Origin of the sequence: Candidatus Planktophila sp. (assembly GCF_036734405.1) — a bacterium.
Classification (GTDB): Bacteria; Actinomycetota; Actinomycetes; order Nanopelagicales; family Nanopelagicaceae; genus Planktophila.
In genome coordinates this window covers 68529-93056 of record NZ_DAIMYR010000004.1, presented here as the reverse complement: position 1 = coordinate 93056, position 24528 = coordinate 68529, and the positions used below count along the sequence as shown (strand labels likewise).

Annotated in this window: 27 protein-coding genes; 11 read left to right on the top strand and 16 right to left on the bottom strand. The window is 45.6% G+C overall.

The genetic code is table 11. The features are described 5' to 3' along the window. Positions 1-15: 15 nt before the first annotated feature. From AC9UC2_RS05970 to AC9UC2_RS05940, 7 genes are all read right to left on the bottom strand, one after another. The gene (locus tag AC9UC2_RS05970) at positions 16-1137 is read right to left on the bottom strand and encodes a S1C family serine protease (RefSeq protein ID WP_509526405.1); all 1122 of its coding nucleotides are present in this window, start codon (positions 1135-1137) and stop codon (positions 16-18) included. A gap of 12 nt (positions 1138-1149) precedes the next feature. Further along, entirely contained in the window at positions 1150-1776 is a 627-nt protein-coding gene (locus tag AC9UC2_RS05965; RefSeq protein WP_509526402.1) for an O-methyltransferase, read from the bottom strand. Next, the gene (locus AC9UC2_RS05960) at positions 1773-3251 is read right to left on the bottom strand and encodes a leucyl aminopeptidase family protein (protein WP_509526400.1); all 1479 of its coding nucleotides are present in this window, start codon (positions 3249-3251) and stop codon (positions 1773-1775) included. The genes AC9UC2_RS05965 and AC9UC2_RS05960 overlap by 4 nt, the downstream gene beginning before the upstream one ends. A 31-nt stretch (positions 3252-3282) precedes the next feature. Beyond that, complete coding sequence (locus AC9UC2_RS05955) at positions 3283-3462, bottom strand: DUF3117 domain-containing protein (protein ID WP_445860428.1); 180 nt, start codon at positions 3460-3462, stop codon at positions 3283-3285. A 93-nt stretch (positions 3463-3555) separates the two neighbouring features. Continuing rightward, positions 3556-3750, bottom strand: coding sequence for an RNA polymerase sigma factor (locus AC9UC2_RS05950; RefSeq protein WP_509526398.1), 195 nt, complete (start codon positions 3748-3750; stop codon positions 3556-3558). A gap of 9 nt (positions 3751-3759) precedes the next feature. Then, positions 3760-4173: an SRPBCC family protein gene (locus tag AC9UC2_RS05945; protein WP_509526396.1), complete on the bottom strand. Its 414-nt coding sequence runs from the start codon at positions 4171-4173 to the stop codon at positions 3760-3762. A 17-nt stretch (positions 4174-4190) separates the two neighbouring features. Beyond that, on the bottom strand, positions 4191-4724 hold the full coding sequence (locus AC9UC2_RS05940) for an LOG family protein (protein WP_509526394.1): 534 nt from the start codon (positions 4722-4724) through the stop codon (positions 4191-4193). Positions 4725-4754: 30 nt separating this feature from the next. Between AC9UC2_RS05940 and dapD the strand changes: the two genes are divergently transcribed. Beyond that, positions 4755-5672, top strand: coding sequence for a 2,3,4,5-tetrahydropyridine-2,6-dicarboxylate N-succinyltransferase (gene dapD, locus AC9UC2_RS05935; protein ID WP_509526392.1), 918 nt, complete (start codon positions 4755-4757; stop codon positions 5670-5672). Here the strand turns inward: dapD and AC9UC2_RS05930 are convergent. From AC9UC2_RS05930 to AC9UC2_RS05915, 4 genes are read right to left on the bottom strand one after another with little or no spacing between them, the layout of a single operon-like run. Next, positions 5622-6899 (bottom strand): SpoIID/LytB domain-containing protein, encoded by a 1278-nt coding sequence (locus AC9UC2_RS05930; RefSeq protein WP_509526390.1) that lies wholly within the window; start codon positions 6897-6899, stop codon positions 5622-5624. The genes dapD and AC9UC2_RS05930 overlap by 51 nt on opposite strands. Continuing rightward, positions 6886-7689, bottom strand: a complete 804-nt coding sequence (locus tag AC9UC2_RS05925; protein ID WP_509526388.1) for an ABC transporter ATP-binding protein — start codon at positions 7687-7689, stop codon at positions 6886-6888. Before AC9UC2_RS05925 ends, AC9UC2_RS05930 begins: the two co-directional genes overlap by 14 nt. Then, positions 7667-8494 carry an ABC transporter permease gene (locus AC9UC2_RS05920; protein ID WP_509526386.1) on the bottom strand — a complete coding sequence of 276 codons (828 nt, stop codon included), beginning with the start codon at positions 8492-8494 and terminating at the stop codon, positions 7667-7669. The genes AC9UC2_RS05925 and AC9UC2_RS05920 overlap by 23 nt, the downstream gene beginning before the upstream one ends. Next, positions 8491-9501, bottom strand: coding sequence for a glycosyltransferase family 2 protein (locus AC9UC2_RS05915; protein WP_509526384.1), 1011 nt, complete (start codon positions 9499-9501; stop codon positions 8491-8493). The genes AC9UC2_RS05920 and AC9UC2_RS05915 overlap by 4 nt, the downstream gene beginning before the upstream one ends. 36 nt (positions 9502-9537) lie before the next feature. Here AC9UC2_RS05915 and AC9UC2_RS05910 point away from each other — a divergent pair, with 36 nt between their 5' ends. From AC9UC2_RS05910 to AC9UC2_RS05900, 3 genes are read left to right on the top strand one after another with little or no spacing between them, the layout of a single operon-like run. Continuing rightward, a complete protein-coding gene (locus tag AC9UC2_RS05910) occupies positions 9538-10647 on the top strand; it encodes an LCP family protein (protein ID WP_509526381.1) in 1110 nt (369 codons plus the stop codon). A gap of 10 nt (positions 10648-10657) precedes the next feature. Continuing rightward, positions 10658-11968, top strand: a complete 1311-nt coding sequence (locus AC9UC2_RS05905; RefSeq protein ID WP_509526378.1) for a UDP-glucose dehydrogenase family protein — start codon at positions 10658-10660, stop codon at positions 11966-11968. A gap of 46 nt (positions 11969-12014) precedes the next feature. Further along, the gene (locus AC9UC2_RS05900; protein ID WP_509526375.1) at positions 12015-12362 is read left to right on the top strand and encodes a CoA-binding protein; all 348 of its coding nucleotides are present in this window, start codon (positions 12015-12017) and stop codon (positions 12360-12362) included. Here AC9UC2_RS05900 and purE read toward each other — a convergent pair. Together purE and AC9UC2_RS05890 are read right to left on the bottom strand one after the other, a co-directional pair. After that, a complete protein-coding gene (gene purE, locus AC9UC2_RS05895; RefSeq protein WP_509526372.1) occupies positions 12359-12865 on the bottom strand; it encodes a 5-(carboxyamino)imidazole ribonucleotide mutase in 507 nt (168 codons plus the stop codon). The two genes, AC9UC2_RS05900 and purE, sit on opposite strands and share 4 nt — an antisense overlap. After that, complete coding sequence (locus AC9UC2_RS05890; RefSeq protein WP_509526369.1) at positions 12858-13976, bottom strand: 5-(carboxyamino)imidazole ribonucleotide synthase; 1119 nt, start codon at positions 13974-13976, stop codon at positions 12858-12860. Before AC9UC2_RS05890 ends, purE begins: the two co-directional genes overlap by 8 nt. A gap of 7 nt (positions 13977-13983) precedes the next feature. On the opposite strand from AC9UC2_RS05890, the gene AC9UC2_RS05885 reads away from it, so the two are divergent. The 6 genes from AC9UC2_RS05885 to AC9UC2_RS05860 are packed head-to-tail and all read left to right on the top strand — an operon-like array spanning position 13984 to position 20389. Further along, positions 13984-14670: a Maf family protein gene (locus AC9UC2_RS05885; RefSeq protein ID WP_509526366.1), complete on the top strand. Its 687-nt coding sequence runs from the start codon at positions 13984-13986 to the stop codon at positions 14668-14670. A gap of 37 nt (positions 14671-14707) precedes the next feature. Further along, a complete protein-coding gene (locus tag AC9UC2_RS05880; RefSeq protein WP_509526364.1) occupies positions 14708-15538 on the top strand; it encodes a purine-nucleoside phosphorylase in 831 nt (276 codons plus the stop codon). Between the two features lie 4 nt (positions 15539-15542). After that, positions 15543-17159, top strand: coding sequence for a phospho-sugar mutase (locus AC9UC2_RS05875; protein WP_509526362.1), 1617 nt, complete (start codon positions 15543-15545; stop codon positions 17157-17159). Next, a complete protein-coding gene (deoC, locus tag AC9UC2_RS05870; RefSeq protein WP_509526359.1) occupies positions 17156-18103 on the top strand; it encodes a deoxyribose-phosphate aldolase in 948 nt (315 codons plus the stop codon). The genes AC9UC2_RS05875 and deoC overlap by 4 nt, the downstream gene beginning before the upstream one ends. 11 nt (positions 18104-18114) lie before the next feature. Then, entirely contained in the window at positions 18115-19554 is a 1440-nt protein-coding gene (locus AC9UC2_RS05865; RefSeq protein WP_509526356.1) for an aldehyde dehydrogenase family protein, read from the top strand. After that, positions 19547-20389 (top strand): aldehyde dehydrogenase family protein, encoded by an 843-nt coding sequence (locus AC9UC2_RS05860; RefSeq protein WP_509526353.1) that lies wholly within the window; start codon positions 19547-19549, stop codon positions 20387-20389. The genes AC9UC2_RS05865 and AC9UC2_RS05860 overlap by 8 nt, the downstream gene beginning before the upstream one ends. 18 nt (positions 20390-20407) lie before the next feature. On the opposite strand, the gene AC9UC2_RS05855 is transcribed toward AC9UC2_RS05860, so the two are convergent. After that, positions 20408-21352, bottom strand: a complete 945-nt coding sequence (locus AC9UC2_RS05855) for a nucleoside hydrolase (RefSeq protein ID WP_509526350.1) — start codon at positions 21350-21352, stop codon at positions 20408-20410. Between the two features lie 18 nt (positions 21353-21370). Between AC9UC2_RS05855 and AC9UC2_RS05850 the strand changes: the two genes are divergently transcribed. Next, positions 21371-22267 (top strand): ribokinase, encoded by an 897-nt coding sequence (locus AC9UC2_RS05850; RefSeq protein ID WP_509526347.1) that lies wholly within the window; start codon positions 21371-21373, stop codon positions 22265-22267. Here AC9UC2_RS05850 and AC9UC2_RS05845 read toward each other — a convergent pair. Further along, positions 22240-23424: a cytochrome P450 gene (locus tag AC9UC2_RS05845; protein WP_509526345.1), complete on the bottom strand. Its 1185-nt coding sequence runs from the start codon at positions 23422-23424 to the stop codon at positions 22240-22242. The two genes, AC9UC2_RS05850 and AC9UC2_RS05845, sit on opposite strands and share 28 nt — an antisense overlap. Beyond that, complete coding sequence (locus AC9UC2_RS05840; RefSeq protein WP_509526342.1) at positions 23421-24518, bottom strand: adenosine deaminase; 1098 nt, start codon at positions 24516-24518, stop codon at positions 23421-23423. The genes AC9UC2_RS05845 and AC9UC2_RS05840 overlap by 4 nt, the downstream gene beginning before the upstream one ends. Positions 24519-24528 lie beyond the last annotated feature (10 nt).

The following is a 24528-nucleotide window of genomic DNA, read 5'->3' as shown; positions in this document are numbered from 1 at the left end:
TGTAGCCTACGCCAATTATTTCTTAGCCGCGATTAGAGTTAAAGAGATAGTTCTTTCAACACCATCGCGCTTATAGGTCAGGGTTACAACATCACCAACATTCTTGGATCGAACACTGACAATGAGCTCTTCTGGGCCGTTAATAGGCTTTCCATCCAGAGCAATGACAATGTCTCCGCCACGCAGGCCAGCCTTTTCTGCAGGACTGCCAGCCAAGATTCCGCGACCTGAAGTAGCAACTTGGGCACCTTCACCCATGTAATTCATATCTAATGAGATTCCAATTACTGGATAGGTAGCAACACCATTTTTAATTAATTGATCTGCAGTCTTTCGGGCTTGGTTGATTGGGATTGCAAAACCAAGACCAATCGAACCAATTCGAAGACCAGATCCCAAAGAAGCAATCGCAGAGTTGACACCAATTACGGCGCCAGTTGAATCAACTAGTGGACCACCGGAATTTCCTGGATTAATTGCAGCGTCGGTCTGTAAGGCGTTAATGAAAGAGCTTTCATTATCTGAATCCCCTGCAGTAACTGGGCGATCCTTAGCGCTAATGATTCCAGTGGTGACAGTTCCAGATAATCCCAAGGGAGAACCAATAGCAATGACTGCATCACCAACTGCAACTAAATCACTGTCGCCAAATTGCATCGCCTTCAAACCTGATGCCGCAATCTTCAAAACCGCTAAATCATACGATGCGTCTCTGCCAACAACTTTTGCAATAAAGGTTCGTCCGTCGTTGAGCTTGACTCGGATGCTTCCACCTGATTGCGCGGCTGAACTAATGACATGGTTATTAGTTAAAATATAGCCATCGCTATCAATGAAAAATCCTGATCCTGTACCCGCACCCGTAAGCGAACGAGTTTGAATCGACACTACAGACGGCAAAACTCTTTGCGCAGTCCCGGCTACTGAATCCGGTGCACGTTCAATGGTGCTGGTAGATGAAACGAGATTAACTCGATTAAAAAGTGATGCACCTGATGCATTAACACCCAGAATTCCACCAACTGCTCCTGCTAAAACTGCGATCAGCGCAATAGATCCCTTTGAATTTTTTGAGGAGGTGTTTGCCTGCCACCAAGGGGCTGGCACGGGAGCAACTTTTTTGCGAGGAAATATCATGGCGCTATTTTGCTACAACTTTGTTGCGATCAGTAATCCATCGCCGACTGGCACTAAGGAACTCACCCAATGATCAGTGTCATTCTTGATGATTTTCCCAGTATCTCTGAGGGCGACTGTGCGAGGATCGCGCTGGGCTGCATCACAGACCTTGCCGCCACCGTAATAATTATCTATCACCAGGGCTCCACCGCTTCGCAGAATCCGTTGCGCTTCATTGATGACGTAACCTAAATCTTTCGGGTTATGGCGAACAACAACTAAGTCATAGGCACGATCGGTGAGCTTTGAAATAACTTCAAGGACAGAGTTAGTAATCAAGCGATATCGACTTGGTGCAATGTCTGCATCTGCGAAAGCAAGTTTAGCAATTTGTGAATGTTCCATCTCATCATCTATTGAAGTCAAAGTTCCGCTTGGAAGCATTCCATCAAATAACCACAAGCTACCAACGCCAGAACCTGTTCCTACTTCAACTACTGATTGTGCCTTTAAAGTAGAAGCTAAGAATTTTAGAAATGCTCCGGCTCCAGGTGTTGTATCCACTGTTCCTAATTCAACACCGCGAGCGCGAGCCTGCGATTTAAAGTGATCTTCGGGAATGAAATTCTCGGCGAAAGTATGTGGATCTACTCTCATGACAATGAGGTTATCCACTCGGTAAGAAGGCGCACACCGAATCCGGTTCCACCCTTAGAGTTCTCACCTGCATCAACTTCGCTGCGCGCAGTTCCTGCAATATCTAAATGAACCCAACGTCTAGTTGATGTGAAGTTTTCAAGAAACAGTGCTGCAGTCACTGAACCCGCAGAAAACTTACCTTTATCTGCTGTGTGATTTAAATCCGCGATATCACTGCGCAAAGCATCCTTGTAATCATCAACTAACGGCATATGCCAGACGCGATCACCGGTTGCTTCGCCAGCCTTTGAAAGCGCTGCAGCTAAAGAATTGTCGCGGGTATACATCGCTGCATATTGACGACCTAATCCAAGTGTCGCTGCTCCCGTTAAGGTTGCAATATCTACTAAATAATCTGGATCTAAATTGGCATCTGCATACGCCAAGCCATCGGCCAAAACTAAACGTCCTTCAGCATCGGTATTAATTACCTCAACCGTTGTTCCACCGTAATGCTTGATGACATCACTTGGGCGTTGCGCTGTGGCAGAGATAGCGTTTTCAGCCATCATCATTAATGCTGTCACTTGAACATTTGGCTGTAGATGTTCAAGCGCCGTCAGGGTTCCAAGAATTGCAGCAGAGCCTGCCATGTCACTCTTCATTGCCATCATCGTGTCATACGGACGCTTCAGCGAAACTCCGCCTGTATCAAAAGTGATTCCTTTGCCCACTAAAACAATGTGTGGCAAAGCCTTCGCTGACTTTTTCTTCGATTTTGGCTGATATGTAACTTGAATCATTCGTGGTCCTGGCTTGGGTGATGAGCCACCTACTGCACGAAGACCGCCGAACTCTTTCAGTGCCGCACCTGCAAATATCTTGACCGTTAGGCCAGTTCCCTTTGCAAAATCTTCTGCTTGCTTACCCATCCATGCTGGATTTTTGATGTTTGCTGGAGTGTGAACTAAATCGCGAGTTCTGCAGATTGCGTTGGCAATTGCTGCTGCATCTTTAATCGTCTGAGCATCTTTGCTTGCAATAAAAATTGTTGGCTCTTCTTTTTTCTTGTCTGTCTTTAGATTCCAGACCCAAGCCCCTAAGGAAACCGAAATTGCAAAGGACTTAATCTCTGAGACAACACATGCTGAAAATACTGTTGTGTTCTTTCCCCGTACTTTGCGACCAACCGCGGCTCCTGCTGCGCGCGCAGCGGTACCGCTTTGATCACCAATTCCCACCAAAAATAATCGATCTGTTTCAGAATTTTCAGCGCTGACTGGAACCTCAAAAAGCTCTCCAGCTTTGCCAGTTGGTGCAAAAAAAGTTAATTCATCAACAAGGTTAAGGGCGAAGAACTTTTCCACCTCGGCTGCAAGGGGTGAGACAAATTCGAAATTGCCATCTAGGTTTTTAAAGAATCCAAGTGCAATTGAGTGAGCACTGGCAGCCTTTGAAATCTCAAAAGATGCGTATTGAGGTAGCGCTGACATGATTGGTAAGGCTAGTGCCTTTAAATGTAAATTACTTCTTAACGAGAGCAACAGCTGCGTGTAGAGCTGCGCTGAGATTGTTTGCTTCTTCGGCGTTCATCTCGACAACTAAGCGTCCGCCACCTTCAAGAGGGATTCGCATCACTAGGGAGCGGGCTTCCTTTGTGACCTCCATTGGACCATCACCAGTACGGGGTTTCATGGCTGCCATGGGGAGACTCCTCTAAATCGTTGGTACTGCTATGTGTAAAGCAAGGGGGTAAGTATCTCGCAGAATGAGCCGTAGTGCGAATTCGAGATTGGCCTAAATGCCCAGAATCGCGCTCAATCGGGCTTTACCTTGGCGAATTATTGCCTCAACAGACCTGTCTGGAACACCAAGCATTGATGCGATTTCTGAGGCGCTCATCGACTTCAGATAATGCATGGTCAAGATGATTCGTTCTTCTTCGGGCAATGTGGCAAGGGCTTGCGCCAGTGTTTGCGGTTGCTTGCCCATGAGGCAACTTTACTTCCTTTGCTGCAACTGGCGGCGCAAGGCCGACAGTGAGATGCGTACTCCTACGTACAAACCTGGTGCAATAAGAAGGAATAGCGCTCGCGGAGCAAGAACCTCTTCTGACCAATCAAACCGTGTCGATTGTGGCGTGAGCTCAGTTAATTCAAATCGCCCGGTGCCCTTAATAATTTTTCCTGTATGAACGACATCGCACACAGTTGGTGGATTCCACGCAGTCACAGTCATGTGATCCATGATTCCTAATTTTCCAATTCCTGTAAAAGCTGCAATCGATGTACCAACTCCTTCGTGAATATCAGAAGTAACTTCAACTGTTGTTTGCAGCATCCAGTCACTTTGTGATTCCCAATCAGCTAATGCCGCCCACACTGTTTGGATTGGAGCATCAATGACAAGACTCATTGCGATGTGATTACTTCTCAAGCTTGGCACGCTCGCAATGCTTCATCGACAGTTGTTGTCCATTGAACAATCTCACGCATTCCAGGCTTTATAAATTTCTCATCTTCTAAATGAATGATTAATTCATGTAAAGGTGCATAGATTCCAAATGGATCAAGAATTACAACCGGCTTGGTATGAAACTTTAAATAATGCCCAACCCAAATTTCAAAAAACTCTTCAAGAGTGCCCGCACCGCCAGGCAAAGTCACAAACGCATCTGAAATGTCGGTAATCATGTGCTTTCGTTGCCCCATAGTTTCGACAACATGCAATTCATCGTTGTCATGATCTGCAAACTCAATATCCACCAATGCTTTTGGAATCACGCCGATTGTCTTGCCGGCAGCATCACGTGCTCCCCTAGAGACCGCACCCATCATCGAAATGTGACCACCACCAGTGACTAACTCATTAGAAGAGGTAGCGATTCCCTTGCCTAACTCGTAAGCAAGCTCTACATACTTGTTATCGATCGAGGGTGAGGATGAACAAAAGACGGCAATACGCATGCGGCTAACAATAGAGGCTACGCTTGGCTCATGACGACCATCGCATCTGGCCACGGGATTGCAACTATCGCTAAGGGTGCAACCCTTGATGTCTGGTTTCCATCCCCTGCCTTGTCGCAACTTTCAGCATCCGTCCCGGCAGAGTTATCTGCACTTGTTGGTAATGATGATGCGCGCGCAGTTTCGCGTGAAGTTGTAAGTATTGAAATTGATGTTTCAAAAGCACCAGCCAATGCAGCAGATGCTTACTTGCGACTACATCTGCTTTCACATCGACTCGTGAAACCACACGGGCTGGCACTTGATGGAATATTTGGAATCCTGAGCAATGTTGTTTGGACTTCTGTGGGTCCATGCGCAGTAGAAGATTTTGAAATCACTCGCGCACGATTGAAAGCAGCACATGGACATGTCAGTGTTTATGGTGTCGACAAGTTCCCGCGAATGGTTGATTATGTAATTCCGTCAGGTGTTCGAATTGCTGATGCTGATCGCGTGCGACTAGGTGCTCACCTAGCTTCAGGTACAACGGTGATGCATGAAGGTTTTGTTAACTTTAATGCCGGAACACTTGGAACTTCAATGGTAGAAGGAAGAATTTCAGCTGGCGTGATTGTTGGAGATGGGACCGATGTTGGTGGTGGTGCCTCAATCATGGGAACACTTAGCGGTGGCGGCAAAGAAGTTATTTCAATTGGCCAGAAATGCTTACTGGGTGCAAATTCAGGTTTGGGTATTTCTTTAGGTGATAACTGTGTGATTGAAGCTGGTACTTACATAACGGCTGCAGCAAAAGTTAAGTTACCTGATGGTGAAATAGTTAAAGCCGGAACACTTTCTGGAGCAAGCAATTTATTATTCCGCAGAAACTCACTCGATGGTGGCCTTGAAGTTGTCTTAAGGACTGGGACTTGGGGTGGGCTCAACAGCGTTTTGCACGCTAACTAAATCAAAATAGGCAGATGGAATCCTTGTTCGGCTTCTAAATGTTTCTCCACGAAGACTTTTTTGAATTCCTGTACTAGATGTTGCTCTAATTGTTGCAACAGTTCCGCTCAGATTTTTTGAAACAATCTCAAGCGAAACGACATCAGGCAATGCAAAGGCAAGGGCAACTGAAGCTTGGGTGACTGAACGTTTCCAACTGAAGAAATTTGGATTGAGCTTTGGATCTTGACTTCCGGGATCAGCAATAATCTGGGTATAGGTACGCTCGCTACCCCACGCATTAAGTGCCGTTTCAGTTAAGCCACCGGTAGAACTCCCAAAATATGCCGCAATAGGTAGGTTGTTCTGGGTCAGAGTTAATCCTGCGGTATTGGTAACCGCAGCCTTCCAAAACTTTCCCCACCCTTTTTCAGTTTCTTTGGCAAAACCAAGAAACTTTTGATCAGAAATTTCACCATATAAATCGCAATCGCAACGGGCGCGATAGATACCTGCTTTATTCAAAGCATATGTACGAGAAGCAATTGCTTGGGCTTCAAGAGCTGCCATTGGCCACGAAGAAGGGACTTCACTTATCCCCCACAAATATTCATCGGCCAAACGAACTGAGTTGGTCACTTCTAGTCGAAAGCCCAGAGTTGAAGCTTTAACTGCTCTAAATTGCATTTGCCCATATCGATATCTAGTTGTCAATGATGAATGGGTTAGTGAAACGACTCCATCGACACCGGGTAAATATCGAGTTCCGCTCCATCGAACTGTAAAGACTCGATTTCTTGGCAAACTCGTAGTCTGTTTTCCAGTGACAACACTTGGTACAACTGTAGAGCCCAGAATGGAAAAATTTAACGAACTATTGACTGGGACAACTGCAAGAGGTGCTATTTCTTGAGCATCTCCAATATCTCCACTAAAGATTTGAAGTGTCGCATCAGGAGTTCTTGTTGCAATCCTTGCGGTACTAAGTAGATGACCTACATTTACTCGCAGAATCTTTGAATCATCCATAGGTTGAATTAATACATCTTTGTAATAGTAATTTAGGATCGCAGTAGGTGTCTCGCCGGCAAGGGCTTTAGAGCGAGCACCGATTTGGCTTAGCCCTACTCCGTGCCCATAACCCGCACCTGTAATCGCAAATTCAGTTGGAATCTCTACAGCAGAAGCTTGTTGCGGAGTGAAAGCAACTAAGGCTAAAAGTAAAACGAGCGGCTTAAACATCCTCATCAATTGCTGCACTCTTTCCAAGATGTAGAAATTCTTGATATGCATCGATTACTTGATTTGGTTCACCGCGTTGAATCAACTTTCCCTTATGCAGCCACGCCACATCGTTACAAGTATCTCGCAATGTTTGCATTGCATGGCTTACAAGGATCAGTGCGCGATCATCACTTCTCAACTCTTTGATTCGGTTGAGACTCTTTTCTTTAAACTTTGCGTCTCCTGTACTGAGTGCTTCATCAATTATCAAAATATCTGGTCGTACGGTTGCAGCCACTGAAAAAGCTAGGCGCGCATACATTCCTGAGGAATAAGTTCGCATGGGAGCATCTATGGCATCACCTAGCTCTGAAAAGTCAGCAATCTCATCGAAGTGTCCTTGGATTTCTTCACGAGACATTCCTGCAGCCAAGCCACCCAAAAAGACGTTATCGCGTCCTGACATAGATGGATTAAATCCGACACCTAGTGCTAACAAGGTACTTACAGATCCATACACTTCGATGCGGCCTTGTGATGGTGGCAGGATTCCTGCAACACAGCGCATCAACGATGATTTACCCGCGCCATTAGTTCCAATTACACCTAATACTTGACCATATTCAACATCAAGATTTATATCATCGAGTGCACGAACAACCCGAGTTTGTTTTCCACCGCGTCCGAAAGCTTTGACGCGCGCTTTTAAGGTGGGTCTGCGATCGATTGCAGTCGTGTAAGTCAGACCAACGTTTCTAATTGAAACAGCTAGTTCATTTGTCTTGTGAAGTTTAGAGGCGGACAGCGAACTCACGCTCCCTCGACAAAAAGAAATAAGTACCAATAAAGAAGATACCTGTTGCCCAAGCCAATCCCTGAAGCAGGCTTGATGTTTCTGGGGCTACACCCTGCACTAAAGCGCGTGACCAAGAATCCAATATAGGAAACAGTGGATTAACAATTTCAAGGGCCTTGAGGTTTGGATCTAACGCAGATGCTGTGTACAAGATTGGAGACAAGTAGAGAAGTGTTCTAGTCAAGTAAGGCAAGAAATTTGCGATATCTCTGAAATAGACATTGATGCATGAAATAGTTATGGCAAGGCCAAGTGCCAGAAAAATCGTAATGAGCAGTACTGGAATTGCCCATAACATCTCTATAGAAAATGGTGAACCAACAATCGCCTTAACAACGAAGAAGACAATTAAAGTTGGAATAAATTTAAAGATTGCAATAATAACCGCTGACAAAGGCAACATGATTCTAGGAAAAGCGGTATTCAAAATGAGCCGTTGCCCTGCAGTAATTGACTTTACGCCGCCGGTTAATGAGTTAGCTACTAAGTAAAAGAGAAAAAGGCTTGCAGTCAAGTGCACATAGCGCGAACTATCGGTTGATCCACCGATAATCACGATCAAAATAAAGTAAACCCCTGATAGCAATAATGGATTTAGGACAAGCCATAACTGCCCAAATACTGAATCAAAATGCTGCTCGCGCAGTTCGGATTTGGAGTATTCAGAAATAAATGTTCTGCGGGACCACAGGGACTTCCAGTACTTCCCGAGCTTAGGTAGGCCAGCCCTAAATGGCTCATAAACCTGCAATGGGGTACTCACGGAGACAAGGTTACCGCAGGGGCAAGTGACTTCGGTGATGTGAGAAATCCAAGCCCCCATGAAATATGCATTGTGAGCAAGATTGTTGGTAAACAAAGAATCTCACCCATGCTCTTACCAATAATTATCGAAGCCCCCAGGATAAACACCGAATACACAAGTGCGGGAATGAAGAACAATGGCCCTAATACTGCACCTGCAATTAGTGATAGCGAAGTTGCAATAACTGTAAATGGTGGAGCCAAATATCTGTAGTTAATGCTTCCTTTATGTCTTCTTGAAACAACTCGTCTCCAGCGACCGTATTCGAAGTACTGCTTAGCAAGGGCTTTGATTGTCGAGCGGGGACGATATGTCACCTGCAATCGTGGATCAAAATAAACAACTCCTCCACTTTCGCGTAAACGAAAGTTGAGTTCCCAATCCTGTGCTCGAGTAAATCTTTCATCAAATCCACCTGCCGCCAGTAATGCTTCTTTTCTAAAACAGCCTAAGTAGACAGTATCTGATTCTCCCGCACCTCCTCCTGTATGAAAGCGAGATGCACCAACACCAAGTGGGCTGCGCATGGCGCGAGCAACAGAACGTTCAAAAAGTGACACACCTTTAGCGGCCATGATTCCACCAACATTTACTGCGCCAGTTTCACTAAGAATCTGAAAAGCAGTTTCACAATAATCATGCGGAATCTGTGAATGTCCATCAACCCGTACGATGATTGAGTAACGAGCTGCAGCGATAGCAAGATTTAAGCCTGCAGCGGTTTTCCCTGTGGGATTTTCAACTACGACAACACGTGAATCTCTGGATTGGATTGACTGCGCGATTTTCATCGTTTCATCCTGTGAAGGCCCCACTGCAAGAATTACTTCGATTGCTCCAGAAAAGTTCTGGGACAAGATCGAATTCACAGAATCCTCGAGATGCTTCTGCTCGTTCAGGACAGGCAGGATCACCGAGATTTCCCGCTTCGGTGAGCCATATAACGTGTTCGCTGATGTCGACATAACGCGTACACGCTATCGCTCAAGTACTCTCTGACAGTGAAATCAACGCGGGCAATTCGGATTATTACCTCACTATCTGTGGGAGTAGTTCTGATTTCCGCCTTTTCTTGGCTGGGGCTGGGACAAGTCAGCAGCGCAATCGATCGCATCGATGCCTTTGGATCAATAACCAACCGACCAGATAAGCCAAATAAAGCGCTTAACTATTTATTGGTTGGCTCTGATACTCGTGAAGGTCTGACTAAAGAACAAATGAAGTTACTCCGCGTAGGTAGCACAAAAACTGCTGCCGGTTCGCGATCAGACACCATGCTCATTGTTCATATTTCTAAAGATCGCAATAAGGCAACAATTATTTCTATTCCACGTGATTCTTTAGTAACTATTCCAGAACATCCTTCATCGTTGAACAAAGAGAAAATTATTCCAGCTGCACTTGGAAAAATTAACGCCGCCTTTGCATTTGGTGGAGCTCCGCTCTTGATTGAAACTGTGGAAAATGAAACCGGAATACGCATTGATCACTACATCGAAATCGGCTTTGCTGGTTTTGCCGGAATGGTTGATGCACTTGGTGGAATCGAAGTCTGCACCAAGCGCGATATTGATGATCCTGGTAGCCACTTAGTTCTTCCCGCAGGTGTTCACACACTTAATGGTGTTGAATCACTCAAATATGTACGAACACGTGATTTTGACGGAATGGGCGATCTAGGTCGCATGCAACGCCAGCAGCAATTCATGAGCGCAGTCCTTCGTAAAGTTACAAGCACTGGAGTTTTACTTAATCCAGTTAAACTCGTAAATTTCTTCAATGCAGCGATTGAAACAATTAAGACAGATTCAGAACTCAATAAGAGCGATCTCTTGACACTTGCAAAGCAAATGAAGAATCTTTCTTCAAGCAACGTCCGAACTCTGACTATTCCATTGGGAAATACCAATGCGCGAGTTGCAGGAGTTGGATCCGTGGTTACTTGGGATTCAGAGCTAGCGCCAGAACTATTCAATCGAATTCGTGAAGATTTGCCGCTCACCGATGAGGTAACCCCTTCTCCTTCCGCATCAACAACGGGTAAGCCAACTGTGATCGATAAATTCAAGACTCGTACCGCTGATGAAAATCCTTGCGGAGCTCTGAAGTAAACTCTCAGGCATGACTTTAACTCTCTCGGTAGTTGGCTGCGGTTATTTAGGAGCCACCCATGCTGCATGTATGTCTTCTTTGGGTTTCACCGTTGTTGGCGTGGATACCGATCCTGAAAAGGTGGCACTTCTACAAAGTGGAAAGTTGCCTTTTTATGAGCCAGGGTTAGACACCTTGTTGGAACAAGAGATGAAAACTGGACGATTGTCTTTTACAACAGATTTTTCAGCTGTTAAAGATGCAGATGTTCACTTTGTTTGTGTTGGAACCCCTCAGAGTAAAGATGGGCTCGCGGCAGATTTAACATATGTGAAAGCTGCTGTTGCTGCGATCGCCCCACACTTAAAAGATGGCGCTCTAGTTGTTGGTAAGTCAACAGTGCCAGTTGGTACTGCACAAGGTTTGCGCGATGAATTAGCAAAAATTGCACCACAAGCCGATCTAGCATGGAATCCAGAGTTTCTTCGTGAAGGTTTTGCCGTAGAAGATACTTTGACTCCTAACCGCTTAGTTGTTGGTGTCGCAAATGACCGTGCAGAAGAAATCCTCAAAGAGGTTTATCAGCCGGTTATCGCTCTAGGTACTCCATGGATTCGTGCAGATCTGCCAACTTCAGAATTAGTAAAGGTTGCTGCAAATTCATTCCTTGCCACAAAAATTTCATTTATTAATGCAATGGCTGAAGTCTGCGAAGCTTCAGGTGGCGATGTCACTGTCTTGGCAAAGGCAATCGGCTATGACCCACGTATTGGAAATCGCTTCTTGCAAGCCGGTATTGGTTTTGGTGGAGGCTGCCTTCCAAAGGATATTCGTGCATTCATGGCGCGCGCAGAAGAGCTAGGCGCAAAGCAAGCACTCGAATTCTTGCGCGAAATCGACGCCATTAATCTTCGTGCTCGCCAACGAGTTATCGATGTTGTACGCGGTGAACTTTCAGAGGATTTAACCAAGTACAAAATTGCCGTGCTCGGTGCGACATTTAAGCCCGACAGTGACGATGTCCGTGACTCCCCAGCTCTTGATATTGCTGCTCAGTTACAAGCTGCAGGTGCAATCGTTGTAGTTCATGATCCACAAGGAATCGAGCCTGCACGTAAGCGTTTTCCTAATCTTGAGTACCAAGAAGTTGTTACAGATGCTCTTAAAGATGCTGATTTGATTCTGCACTTAACTGAATGGAAGGAATACCGCCAAATCGATCCAGCGGCTATCGCTTCTCTTGTTAAATCAAAGATCATTATTGATGGACGCAACATGTTAGACCGCTCTTTATGGCGAAAAGCTGGTTGGAAGTTCCACGCTTTAGGTCGAACCGATTAATTCCAAAGAAACAATTGATGCGGTTCTGTCTTTAAAGACATGGGCTGTGGTTGGACTAAGCAACAACCCTGATAGAGCAGCGTTTGGTGTTGCGCAGCTTTTGCAAGACAAAGGTCATCACATCATTCCGGTACACCCTAAAGCCGAAGCCGTTCATGGCGAAAATGCTTACACCACGCTGTCAGAGATTCCGGTTCCAATAGATGTTGTTGATTGTTTTGTAAATTCACAATTAGTTGGCTCAGTTGTTGATGAAGCAATTGCAATCGGTGCGAAAGCAGTGTGGCTTCAGCTTGATGTAATTGATGAAGAAGCGATTGCGCGGGCGCAAGCAGCAGGTTTGTTAACTGTTATGGATCGCTGCCCAGCAATCGAGTATCGATCTCGGGGTTAGAAACCAGTCTTCTGATTTCGGCGCGAATTCAAAGATTCACCTTTTTCCTTAGCAATTTTATTAATCTCCTGTAAACCCTGAATGACCTTGCCAGAAATTGCTTTGTCAGAAACCCCTAATATCCGTGCAGCAAGTAGTGCGGCATTTTTAGCGTTGCCAATACCCACTGTTGCAACAGGTACGCCTGCCGGCATTTGAACTATAGAAAGCAGAGAATCCATGCCATCTAAATTTTTCAAAGCAACTGGAACACCAATCACTGGTAGCGATGTTATTGATGCAACCATTCCAGGCAAATGCGCCGCACCACCTGCACCTGCAATAATTACTTTGTACCCCTTAGAAATTGCAGTCTGAGCAAACTCAACCATTTCTAGCGGCATGCGGTGAGCTGAAACAACATCAACGGTGTAACTAATTTCAAGTTGATCAAGGAGTTTTGCTGCATCCTCCATGATCGGCCAATCTGAGTCTGATCCCATGATGATTGCTACATCACTCATCGATTTCTCCGCTCATGTAATCCAACGCATGCTTAACCTCTTGGATTAATTCTACGAGGTCTTGACCCAACAAAGTTACATGACCAATCTTGCGACCTGGGCGTACCTCTTTCTTGTAATGATGAAATTTAAGCCCAGGTGTTCGAGCCATCAGATGGAGGTAGGGACGATACATGTCCTGCTTATTTGAGCCAAGAATATTTCCCATGACTGCAAAAGGTGCCGTCATCACAGGATCCCCTAACGGTAAATCCAAAATTGCTCGCAGGTGCTGTTCAAACTGACTGGTTTTCGAACCTTCAATCGTCCAATGCCCAGAATTGTGGGGACGCATTGCGAGTTCATTAATGAATAATTGATCTTCTTTGACAAACATCTCAACCGCCATTACTCCGACGACTCCAACAGCTGCAGCAACTTCAAGTGCTAACTTCTGAGCTTTTTCGCTTAGTTCAAAGCTAACTTGCGGAGCAGGTGAAATAGTCAGGGTACAGATTCCATCATTTTGAATTGTTTGAGTCGGAGCCCAGGTTGTAGCTTGCCCATGAGGAGAACGGGCAACCAAGACGGCAATTTCATAATCAAAATCGATAAGTTCTTCAACTAATAACTTGTTGGTTTGCTGAAGCAGTTTTGCTAGCTCAGGCTGATCGGAAACTTTCCAAACACCCCGACCGTCATACCCCCCAGAAATCGCCTTAGCTATAACGGGAAATTCACTCACCTGATCTGCAGATGTAACTAATTGCCAGTGTGGCGCTGGAAAACCACTTAACTTTTCTCGCATCGCAGATTTATCCTGCGAAAAAACAAAAGCAGAAGAGGATGGGCGAACAACTACGCCATCAGCTTCTAAAGCTTTGACAATACTCAAGGGGATTAATTCATGCTCAAATGTCACAACATCACATTTTTGAGCAAAGGCTCGCACTGTCTGTAAATCTTTGTAGTCACCAACTATGTGGTTTGTAACTTGAGCGCCCGAATCCAGCGAATCACCAGCTAGAAGTAAGAGTTCAACACCTAAGGCGGTTGCGGGGGCTCTACTCATTCGTGCCAGCTGTCCAGCACCAATTACACCAACAATGGGAAAAGAATTTCTCACCCTCATATCGTAGATGTATCGTCCGGAACTTGGTACCGATACCCTTGGCAACGCAGGCAAAAATTTCATTACAAATAGAGCCAAGGGTTTAATCACCATGACAACAATTGTTTTAGCTTCACAATCAACTAGCCGTCGTCGCCTATTGGAGTCGGCTGGGTTATCTCCAAAGATAATTGTTAGTCATGTAGATGAAGAAACTGATTTTTTTAACTCACTTTCTCCTGCCGATATGGTGATCGCACTGGCGATTACTAAAGCGCACACAGTGCGCGAACAAATTGATTTCCCAGCAATCATTATCGGCTGTGACTCGACCTTTGAATTTGATGGCCTATCTCTGGGAAAGCCAGGTACGCCTGAGATTGCAATTGAGCGTGCAAAGCGAGTGCGTGGAAATTCTGGGTTGTTACACACGGGTCATTGCATTATTGATACCGCAAAAGACATTGAGATTTCAGATCGGGTAACTACTCGGGTGAGCTTTGATCACATGAGCGATGAAGAAATTGCAGATTACGTTGCAACTGAAGAACCTTTACATGTTGCAGGCGGGTTTACCTTGGACGGTTTTAGCTCTCCCTTCATTCCATCAATCGAAGGTGATTACACAAATGTGGTGGGAATATCTATGCCATTTGTTCGAAAGGCTTTTGCAAACCTTGGGTACAGCTGGCCTGAAGCAAAGAGAATGAAATAAATAACCGCATGCGCCACCTTTATGACATTATTGCCGCATGACACAGACCGAACTTCTCTATAAAGACCCGCTGGCGGCGGCTGAGCAAGCTGCAAGTGAGATTGCAGCAAAGACAGGAATTGCTCAGCATGATGTCGCGCTCGTTATGGGATCAGGTTGGGTCAGTGCAGTTGATGCACTTGGAACACCGGCATTTGAATGCAACGCTGAAGATTTCACTGGATTTTTCGCTCCTGCTGTCGAAGGTCATTCGGGCAAAGTCCGCTCATATGAAATCGAAAGCAATGGAAAAAAGTTACGTGCTTTAGTTTTCTTAGGCAGAACACACTTATACGAAGGTAAGGGGATCGAACCTGTCGTACATAGCGTCCGCACCGCAGTTAAAGCTGGTTGCAAAGTGGTTATTTTGACTAATGCTTGTGGAGGAATTAACACTGCATACAAAGTTGGTCAACCAGTCTTGATTCGTGATCACATCTCTCTAACCGCTGTTTCTCCGCTCTCTGGTGCAACATTTGTTGATTTAACGGATCTGTACAGCAAGCGAATTCGTGAGATTGTAAAGAAAGAGGATTCATCACTACAAGAAGGTGTTTACGTGCATTGGCGCGGACCAACATATGAAACTCCTGCTGAAATTTTAATGATGCGAACAATGGGCGCAGATCTTGTTGGAATGTCTACTGTTCCAGAAGCGATCGCTGCACATGCATTAGGTGCTGAAGTTCTAGGCATTTCATTAGTCACTAATGCTGCAGCTGGAGTCACTGGCGAAAAACTCAACCATGAAGAGGTAATCGCAGCAGGTAAAGCCGCTGCTGATCGCATGGGCGCACTTCTCAAAGGTGTTATTCCGAAGTTACTCTAAGCATATGGATCACTCACTGGAGCAGGAAGTAAAAGCCTGGATTGCAGATGATCCAGATCCAGTAACCGCTGCACAATTACAACAATGGCTTGATGCGGGTAATGAAACTGAACTACGCGCATCCTTTAATGGTTTTCTGCAGTTTGGAACCGCGGGTTTACGTGGACCGGTTAGACCTGGGCCATCTGGAATGAATTGCGCAGTGGTTGGTCGTGCGGCATCAGGAATTGTTGCTTACATGAAGGAACGCAATTTAACCTCAGTTGTAATTGGCCGTGATGCCCGTTATGGATCTGAAGATTTCACCTTTGAAACCGCTGAAATAATGAGTGGTGCAGGCATGAAGGTTTTTGTTTTGCCCCGCCCCTTGCCAACACCAGTTTTAGCTTTTGCAACAAATCAACTGCAATGTGATGTCGGCATCATGGTTACCGCCAGCCATAACCCGCCGCAGGACAATGGTTACAAGGTATATCTCGGTGGCACCGTTGATGGAATTCATTACCGAGGATCTCAAATTGTTTCTCCAACAGATGAAGCAATCGCAGCAAAAATTGACTCAATCACATCTTTGAAATCACAACCGCGGGGAAAAGTATGGGAAGTACTGGGCGAAGAAATAGTTGAGCAGTACATCAACCGAACCGCTTCTTTGGCAGGTGCCCCTGGATCTCTGCGAATTGTTTATACCGCTATGCATGGAGTTGGTACTGAAACAATTCAACAGGTCTTTTACAAAGCGGGATTTCAGTCACCAATCTTGGTTCAAGCTCAAGCAGCTCCAGATCCTGACTTTCCCACGGTTGCTTTTCCTAACCCCGAAGAACCAGGTGCAATTGATTTGGCACTTGAAACCGCTCGAACATTTGATGCGCATTTAGTGATTGCCAATGATCCTGATGCAGATCGATGCGCAGCTGCGATTAATGATCCAGCAATTGGGTGGAGAATGCTACGCGGAGATGAGTTAGGCGCGATTTTTGCTGAATCTATTGCGCGAAAGATCGATTCAGGAATATTTGCAAACTCAATTGTTTCATCATCAATTGTTCGAAAAATCGCTGCTCACTACCAACTAGATTTCAAAGAGACGTTAACTGGCTTTAAATGGCTTGCAAAAATTGAGAATTTAACATTTGGATATGAAGAGGCACTTGGCTACGCCGTTGATGCAGCAACAGTAAATGATAAAGATGGAATTTCTGCGGCGATTACTTTGGCGCAAATTGCAACAGACCTGGCAGCTGAAGGTAAAACTCTGCTCGATTTGCTGGATGAGATCTGGGCTCGACATGGTTTTCATGCAACAGAACAAATCTCCATTCGTTTAAGTGATCTTTCTAAGGTGGGAGTAATCCTGGGCGGTTTGCGCGCCAAACCACCTAAAGAGATCGCTGGTCGATTAGTTACCTCGATCGATGATTTAGCAACACCAACTGATGGCTTGTCACCAACTGATGGAATTCGAATCTGGCTCGATGGGGGTGTGCGAATCATCATTCGTCCTAGCGGGACCGAAGCAAAGATGAAGTGTTACATTGAGGCAATTGAAAGGGATTCCAAGGCAGCCCAAGCAGTTTTGGATCAACTACGACCACCGCTTAAGGAATTGTTATCGTGAGTTTTTACGGCTTAGTTGATGGCAGTGATGCCTCACTAAAGAGTTACCTCAACAATCTTTCAGGTGTGGATCAAGTTGGCGCAGATGCTCGCGCCGCAATGCTTGCCACTCGAAGCATTAAAACCAGTTCTAAGCGCTGGGCGATCGAAACTGCAATCACCATGGTTGATTTAACAACGCTCGAAGGTGCCGATACGCCAGGCAAGGTCAAAGCTTTGTGCACCAAAGCGGTGCGTCCAGATCCAACTGATTCAACGGTCCCAAGTGTTGGAGCGGTGTGTGTCTATAACGACATGGTTTCTGTTGCTCGAACCCATCTAGATTTGATTGGTGGGCAGCATGTTCCGGTAGCTGCAGTATCAACTGCATTTCCATCAGGGCGAGCATCAATGCCAGTAAAGATTCAAGATACCCAAGATGCAATTGATGCAGGAGCTGCGGAAATTGACATGGTGATTGATCGCGGTGCATTTCTTGCAGGACGGTATATCGATGTCTTTAATGAGATTGTACAAATTAAACAGGTGTGTGGAGAAAAAGCACATCTTAAGGTGATTTTTGAAACGGGCGAGCTTGTCACTTATGACAATGTTCGCAAAGCTTCCTTCTTAGCAATGGCAGCTGGTGCCGATTTCATTAAGACTTCGACCGGAAAAGTTGCACCTGCGGCTACTCCCCCAGTTGTATTGGTGATGCTTGAAGCAGTGCGTGATTTCTATGAAATGACCAATACTCGTATCGGTGTAAAGCCAGCAGGTGGAATTAGAAACACAAAGGATGCAATCAAACAATTAGTTTTGGTCAATGAAACTGTTGGACCAGATTGGCTCAATCCGAAGCTATTTCGTATTGGTGCCAGTGCTTTGCTCAATGATCTATTGATGCAACGTATGAAGTTGGATGAAGGTTATTACTCAAGCCCTCAGTATGTGACGATGGATTAGTGGAGAGAACAATGAGCTTCGAATACGCACCAGCACCTGAATCACGCGCCGTGGTTTCAATTAAACCAAAGTACGGCCACTTCATTGGTGGAAAGTTTGTGGCAGGAAGTAAGCACTTTCCGACAATAAACCCCGCTACCGAAGATGTGCTGAGTCAGATTGCATTGGCAGGCAAAGCCGAAGTTGATGCTGCGGTCAAGGCTGCACGCAAGGCGTACACATCAACCTGGTCAAAGATGTCAGGTAAAGAGCGAGGAAAGTACCTGTATCGCATCGCTCGAATCATGCAGGAGCGTGCTCGCGAATTTGCAGTGCTAGAGACTCTTGATAACGGAAAGCCAATTCGCGAATCTCGTGACACAGATATTCCACTAGCTGCTGCTCATTTTTTCTATCATGCAGGCTGGGCAGACAAGCTTGAATACGCAGGTCTTGGTACCTCACCTAAGCCACTTGGTGTTGCGGGTCAGATTATTCCTTGGAACTTTCCCTTATTGATGTTGGCCTGGAAGGTTGCACCGGCTCTTGCAACTGGAAACACCGTCGTTCTTAAGCCTGCTGAATCAACATCATTAACTGCGTTGTTATTTGCTGAAGTGTGTCAGCAAGCTGAACTTCCTGCCGGGGTTGTCAATATTGTGACTGGTGATGGCTCAACCGGTGCGCTGATTGTTAATCACCCAGGCATCGACAAAATTGCATTTACTGGATCTACTGAGGTCGGAAAGATTATTGCTCGCGCGGTTGCACCAACTAAGAAGAGTGTCACCCTAGAACTTGGTGGAAAAGCTGCCAACATTGTTTTTGATGACGCACCAATTGATGAAACTGTTGAAGGAATTATTAACGGAATCTTCTTTAATCAAGGACATGTGTGCTGCGCAGGATCACGCCTGTTATTGCAGGAAAACGTCGCTGAAGAAGTACTGCATAAGTTAAAGAACCGCATGGAAAAGATTCGTGTTGGAGATCCGATGGATAAGAACACTGATGTTGGTGCGATCAATAGCAAAGAACAGTTGGCAAAGATCACAGAGCTTGTAGCTGCAGGCAATGCCGAAGGTGCAGAACGCTGGAGTCCAGCATGCAAGCTTCCGGGTAAGGGCTTCTGGTTTGCACCAACAATCTTTACTGGTGTCACCCAAGCACATCGCATCGCTCGTGAAGAAATCTTTGGTCCAGTTCTTTCGGTGCTCACATTTAGAACCCCACAAGAAGCGATCGAAAAGGCCAATAACACTCCATTTGGCTTGTCCGCGGGCATCTGGAGCGAAAAGGGTTCACGCACTTTATGGGCATCGCAACAGCTTCGCGCTGGTGTTATTTGGGCAAATACCTTTAACAAGTTTGATCCAACATCACCGTTTGGTGGGTACAAAGAATCGGGGTGGGGCCGCGAAGGTGGACGCCACGGCCTGTCTGCATACTTGAAGGGAGTTAGCCATGAGTAATCGAATCGATGTCAAGAAGACTTATAAGTTATATATCAATGGTGCATTCCCTCGGACAGAATCTGGACGTACATACGAGGTAAAGAACGCCAAGGGAAGCTTTATTACTAACCCATGCTTGGCATCTCGTAAAGATTTACGTGAAGCAGTTGTTGCAGCACGTGCTGCACATTCTGGTTGGAACAAAGCAACTGCTTACAACCGTGGACAGATTTTGTATCGCATCGCTGAAATGCTCGAAGGTCGTCGCGCGCAATTTGTTGACGAGATCATGCAGGTTACCGGTTTAACTAAGGTCAAAGCTGAAAAGGAAGTATCTGATTCAGTTGATCGTTTAGTTTGGTATGCAGGTTGGACAGATAAAATTGCATCCCTTTCAGGATCAACTAATCCGGTTGCTGGACCTTTCTATAACTTTACAATTCCAGAAAGCATGGGAGTCGTTGCAGCTATTGCGCCTGAAACACCTTCACTTCTTGGCTTTATTGATGTGGTTGCACCGATTATTACCTCTGGAAACACAGTTGTTGTGTTAGCAAGTACAAAAGCACCATTGTCTGCGATGACATTTGCAGAAGTTTTGGCAACGAGTGATCTGCCACATGGAGTCATAAATATCTTGACCGGTAAGAAGGAAGAGATTGCCCCATGGATGGCGTCTCACATGGATATTGATGCGTTAGATATCTCTGGTCTGCCTGCCAAACTGCATTCAGAAGTTAAGATTGCTGGAGCTGAGAATTTAAAGCGTATCCACGCATTTAAATCTGCAGATCCTGGTCGAATCATCGCCTTCATGGAGGCAAAGACCGTTTGGCATCCAATTGGTTTGTAGAAACTAGGCCTATAAAGCCTATGAATTAATGGTTGTAAGCCACAACTGTTCTACGCCATTTACATCCAGATCTAAAGTAACTCGAACCTTGGCTGAGTCCTCAAGGTCTAAAGGTTCTAGCTCTTTCAGGAATGCATCACGTCGATCAACAATTGTTTGACCACGTGCTGGGCCTGAAGATGTGTCTACAACAACATCAAACATTTCAGTTGTAAACAGATCTGGGCGAATCACACTCGCCACTGCGCCATAGTCGCCAAGGGTTACCGGAGAAACACCAAGACGTTCCATAAATGCCAGCGCAAGTGACCCACCAAATTGTGCAGCCGCGTTATCTGAATTTTGCATGTGTGTTGCTTGTTCCCGGTTGATACCTGGACGCATAAATACATCTAAGCCATACATAGTTATTGGAACACCACTTTGGAAAACTATGGCGGCGGCTTCTGGATCATGCCAAACATTAAATTCTGCAGCAGCTGTTGCATTACCCGCAGAAGCAGAGCCACCCATCAAAACGATTCGATGAACTTTTTTGGCTGTTTCTGGAAAAGCACGCAAAAACAAAGCGATGTTTGTCAGTGGCGCTAAGGGAACTATCGTTACAGGTTCGGGTGATTGTTCAACTAGATCTCGGAGCAGTTCAATTGCAGAACGAGAATCTACTTTTCGCTTTGATGGTGCAATTCCTAAATCGCCCATTCCATCGGCTCCATGAACATACTCGGCATACTGACTCTTACCAAGCAGTGGCTTCAATGCTCCTCGTGCAACTGGAATATCAGGTGCTCCTGCGGCATCTAGCACTTTCAGGGTGTTAGCTACTACTTGATCAATATTTGTGTTTCCATCAACACAAGTAATACCCAAGAGATTGATATCTGGATGCAGCGCAGCAAAAAGAACTGCAAATGCATCATCAACGCCAGTATCCACATCCAGAATGATTGAAGTTTTACTCATAACCGCTAGCCTAGCGTTATGAGACCGTCAGTAATAGTTGTCGTAGGCAGCGCCATGATGGATTTAACTGCCTATGCCGATGTGCTTCCAGAGCCAGGCCAAACCCTAGCGGGGCAGCTCTTTACCACTGGGTTTGGTGGCAAAGGAGCAAACCAAGCTGTTATGGCGGCGCACTGTGGAGCCCAAGTTCATTTCATTGGAAAATTAGGTGATGATGTATTTGGAAAGGCAATTGCTGAGAACTTTGTCAAAGTTGGAATCAATTCACGATTTGTAGAAACCAGCTCTACTCCCAATGGTGTTGCCCACATCTGGGTCGATGGCAATGGTGAAAACCGCATCATCATCATTCCTGGTGCAAACCATGAAATCGAAGTTACCAAGGCGGTCGAAGCGATTAATTCGATTCAGGATCTAGCAATTGTGGTTGCCCAGTGCGAGATTAAACAAGAGGTCACACTTGCTGCTTTCAAGGCTGCAAAAGCTCTTGGCTGTACAACAATTTTGAATCCTGCGCCTTACCAAGAATTATCAGCCGAGCTACTTGAAATGACAGATTGGTTGATTCCTAATGAGACCGAATTCCGTGAGCTTCATGGAACTTTGCCAGCAAGTGATGATGTTTTGAAAAGCTTTAGACCAGGTAAGAGCACCATTGTTACTTTAGGTAGTCAGGGTGCTGTGTACATAAGCCCGACTGCCGAACTTCACCGTGCTAGTGCGCCAAAAGTTATAGCTGTTGATACCACAGGTGCTGGAGATGCTTTTGTTGGAAGTTTTGCCTACGCCCTTGCAAGTGGCAAGGATCCAATTGATGCCATGAAGTTTGGAATCTCAATTGCATCCTTAAGCGTTACTCGAAAAGGCGCACAGTCTTCGTACCCACATCAAACAGAGATAGCAACGCTTTCATAACCTCGTAACACAAAGGTAGGGCGACGCACAGGCTCTGAAGCTAACTGCATGGTTGGATACTTTTCCCATAAAGCAGGCAAGGAAACACTCATTTCCAATCGAGCAAGCGGTGCACCAAGACAAAAGTGAATGCCTGCCCCAAAACCAATATGTGGGTTGGGATCACGGCTTAAATCCATGGTTTCAGGGGCTGAAAACACTGATTCATCACGGTTTGCAGAGCCAATCAGAGCAGCGATCTTTTGCCCTTCCTGTATCTGCACTCCCCCGATTTCGGTGTCAGCAGTTGCTGTACGTTCAAACAAATGAAGTGGTGCATCAAAGCGCATGAACTCTTCGAGTGCTGTGTTTGTAATCTCGCGTGGAGTTTCCCGAAGCAGCTTCACTTGATCTGGCCGTTGCAAGGCAGCCACCATGCCGTTACCAAAAGCATTAACACTTGCCTCATGGCCAGCATTGAGCAACAACACACAAGTGGCAACTAACTCATGCATATTGAGCTTTTCACCATTTTCTTCGACACTTGCTAAATCGGAAATCAAATCCTGACCGGGATTCTTTTTACGACTCTCTGCCAAATCTCGTACATACTGGGCAAATTCACTGGCTGCCAACTTTGCCTCAGTTTGATACTGCACCGATGGATTAACTTCGTACATCTTCACAATAGCTTGTGACCAAGGGCGCAATAGGTGCTCTTCTGAATCTGGAAATCCTAGAAGGTCGGCAATAATTTTTACCGGCAAGGGTTCGGCGTAGTCTGCGATCAAATCAAAATTCTCGCCCGCCTTAACTTTAAGATCTATGGCATCCAACAATTGTTCAGTGATGCGCTCGACGGCAGGTCGCATTCCTTCAATCTTTTGACGATTGAAAGCCTTGGCTACTAAAGAACGTAAGCGAGTGTGCTTTGGTGGTTCACTATCAAGAATCGAATCCGCGTGTAACCAATTAAAGATTTCCCATTCAAAGTCGGGGGTTTTCTCTTTGAAAATTCTGCCTAAAGACTTATTGCGAAAAACATCATTTGCATCACCGTGTCGTGCGGCCAAGAACATATGCATCTCTTCGTGCCACACCGGACCCGGTGCATTTCTTAACTCTTTCAGCGCTGGATAAGGATCTGCAACAAAATGTGGATCGGTAAAATCAATCATGAACCAGCTGAAACCTTGGCATACCCTGGCTTGATGACCTGATCGATAATCGCTAGACGCTCTGGATAAGGGATGAATGCGCTTTTCATAGCGTTAATTGTGACTCTTTGCAGCTCGGCAAAGTCCCACCCAAAAGCCTTTACCGCTTCTTCCATCTCAAAAGACAAAGAGGTTTGACTCATTAAACGGTTGTCAGTATTTAGCGTGACACGAAAACGTAATTTAGCTAGAACACCAATAGGGTGTTCGGCATAACTTGCTGCTGCACCAGTTTGAAGATTTGATGTTGGGCATAGTTCAAGTGGAATACGACGATCACGAACATAGGCTGCTAGACGACCTAATTTTGGTTCAGGACCGGAAAAATCAATGTCATCGATGATACGAACACCGTGACCTAGTCGTTCTGCTCCGCAGATTTGGATGGCTTCCCAGATTGAGGGGATTCCATACGCTTCACCAGCATGGATAGTAAAATGGGCATCTTCTTTACGAAGATAATCAAAAGTATCTTTTTGATCAGATGGCGGGAAACCATCTTCAGGACCAGCGATATCAAAGCCTACGACTCCTTTGTCTCGGTACTTAACAACTAATTCAGCAACTTCTTGGGATCTTTTGTTCTGACGCATTCCGCATAACAAAGAACGCACAACAATTGTGAATCCTTCTGCTTTTGCTTCCTGCATTCCTTGCTTGTAACCTTCTAATGTCGCTTCCACAACATCAGACATTGACAATCCTTTTTCTGTAAACAACTCTGGTGCGCCGCGGACTTCGGCGTAGACAACACCATCTCGAGCAAGATCTAGTGCACACTCTCGTGCAACGCGCACAATGTCTTCATGACGCTGCATTACTGCGATTGTGTGTGAAAAAGTTTCAAGGTAGCGAACTAATGAACCTGAATCACAGGATTCGCGAAACCAGGTTGCAAGCTCTGCTGCATCATCTGTTGGTAGAGCCGTGTACCCAATCTCTTTGGCAATATCGATGATTGTTTGCGGACGTAATCCGCCATCTAAGTGATCATGCAACATGACCTTAGGAACAACTTTGATCTGCGCCTTAGTCGGAATGCTGTTCATGCTCATCTGGCCTGCT

Excerpts from the sequence above, each read along its gene's own strand:
- AC9UC2_RS05875 (WP_509526362.1), top strand. The coding sequence starts at position 15,543 with ATGGATCACTCACTGGAGCAGGAAGTAAAAGCCTGGATTGCAGATGAT.
- AC9UC2_RS05960 (WP_509526400.1), bottom strand. The coding sequence starts at position 3,251 with ATGTCAGCGCTACCTCAATACGCATCTTTTGAGATTTCAAAGGCTGCC.
- AC9UC2_RS05845 (WP_509526345.1), bottom strand. The coding sequence starts at position 23,424 with ATGATTGATTTTACCGATCCACATTTTGTTGCAGATCCTTATCCAGCG.
- AC9UC2_RS05885 (WP_509526366.1), top strand. The coding sequence starts at position 13,984 with ATGTATCGTCCGGAACTTGGTACCGATACCCTTGGCAACGCAGGCAAA.
- AC9UC2_RS05850 (WP_509526347.1), top strand. The coding sequence starts at position 21,371 with ATGAGACCGTCAGTAATAGTTGTCGTAGGCAGCGCCATGATGGATTTA.
- AC9UC2_RS05945 (WP_509526396.1), bottom strand. The coding sequence starts at position 4,173 with ATGAGTCTTGTCATTGATGCTCCAATCCAAACAGTGTGGGCGGCATTA.
- AC9UC2_RS05905 (WP_509526378.1), top strand. The coding sequence starts at position 10,658 with ATGACTTTAACTCTCTCGGTAGTTGGCTGCGGTTATTTAGGAGCCACC.
- AC9UC2_RS05930 (WP_509526390.1), bottom strand. The coding sequence starts at position 6,899 with ATGAGGATGTTTAAGCCGCTCGTTTTACTTTTAGCCTTAGTTGCTTTC.
- AC9UC2_RS05840 (WP_509526342.1), bottom strand. The coding sequence starts at position 24,518 with ATGAGCATGAACAGCATTCCGACTAAGGCGCAGATCAAAGTTGTTCCT.
- AC9UC2_RS05880 (WP_509526364.1), top strand. The coding sequence starts at position 14,708 with ATGACACAGACCGAACTTCTCTATAAAGACCCGCTGGCGGCGGCTGAG.
- AC9UC2_RS05860 (WP_509526353.1), top strand. The coding sequence starts at position 19,547 with ATGAGTAATCGAATCGATGTCAAGAAGACTTATAAGTTATATATCAAT.
- dapD (WP_509526392.1), top strand. The coding sequence starts at position 4,755 with ATGACGACCATCGCATCTGGCCACGGGATTGCAACTATCGCTAAGGGT.
- AC9UC2_RS05970 (WP_509526405.1), bottom strand. The coding sequence starts at position 1,137 with ATGATATTTCCTCGCAAAAAAGTTGCTCCCGTGCCAGCCCCTTGGTGG.
- AC9UC2_RS05955 (WP_445860428.1), bottom strand. The coding sequence starts at position 3,462 with ATGGCAGCCATGAAACCCCGTACTGGTGATGGTCCAATGGAGGTCACA.
- AC9UC2_RS05950 (WP_509526398.1), bottom strand. The coding sequence starts at position 3,750 with ATGGGCAAGCAACCGCAAACACTGGCGCAAGCCCTTGCCACATTGCCC.
- AC9UC2_RS05890 (WP_509526369.1), bottom strand. The coding sequence starts at position 13,976 with ATGAGGGTGAGAAATTCTTTTCCCATTGTTGGTGTAATTGGTGCTGGA.
- AC9UC2_RS05915 (WP_509526384.1), bottom strand. The coding sequence starts at position 9,501 with ATGTCGACATCAGCGAACACGTTATATGGCTCACCGAAGCGGGAAATC.
- AC9UC2_RS05865 (WP_509526356.1), top strand. The coding sequence starts at position 18,115 with ATGAGCTTCGAATACGCACCAGCACCTGAATCACGCGCCGTGGTTTCA.
- AC9UC2_RS05940 (WP_509526394.1), bottom strand. The coding sequence starts at position 4,724 with ATGCGTATTGCCGTCTTTTGTTCATCCTCACCCTCGATCGATAACAAG.
- AC9UC2_RS05965 (WP_509526402.1), bottom strand. The coding sequence starts at position 1,776 with ATGAGAGTAGATCCACATACTTTCGCCGAGAATTTCATTCCCGAAGAT.
- purE (WP_509526372.1), bottom strand. The coding sequence starts at position 12,865 with ATGAGTGATGTAGCAATCATCATGGGATCAGACTCAGATTGGCCGATC.
- AC9UC2_RS05855 (WP_509526350.1), bottom strand. The coding sequence starts at position 21,352 with ATGAGTAAAACTTCAATCATTCTGGATGTGGATACTGGCGTTGATGAT.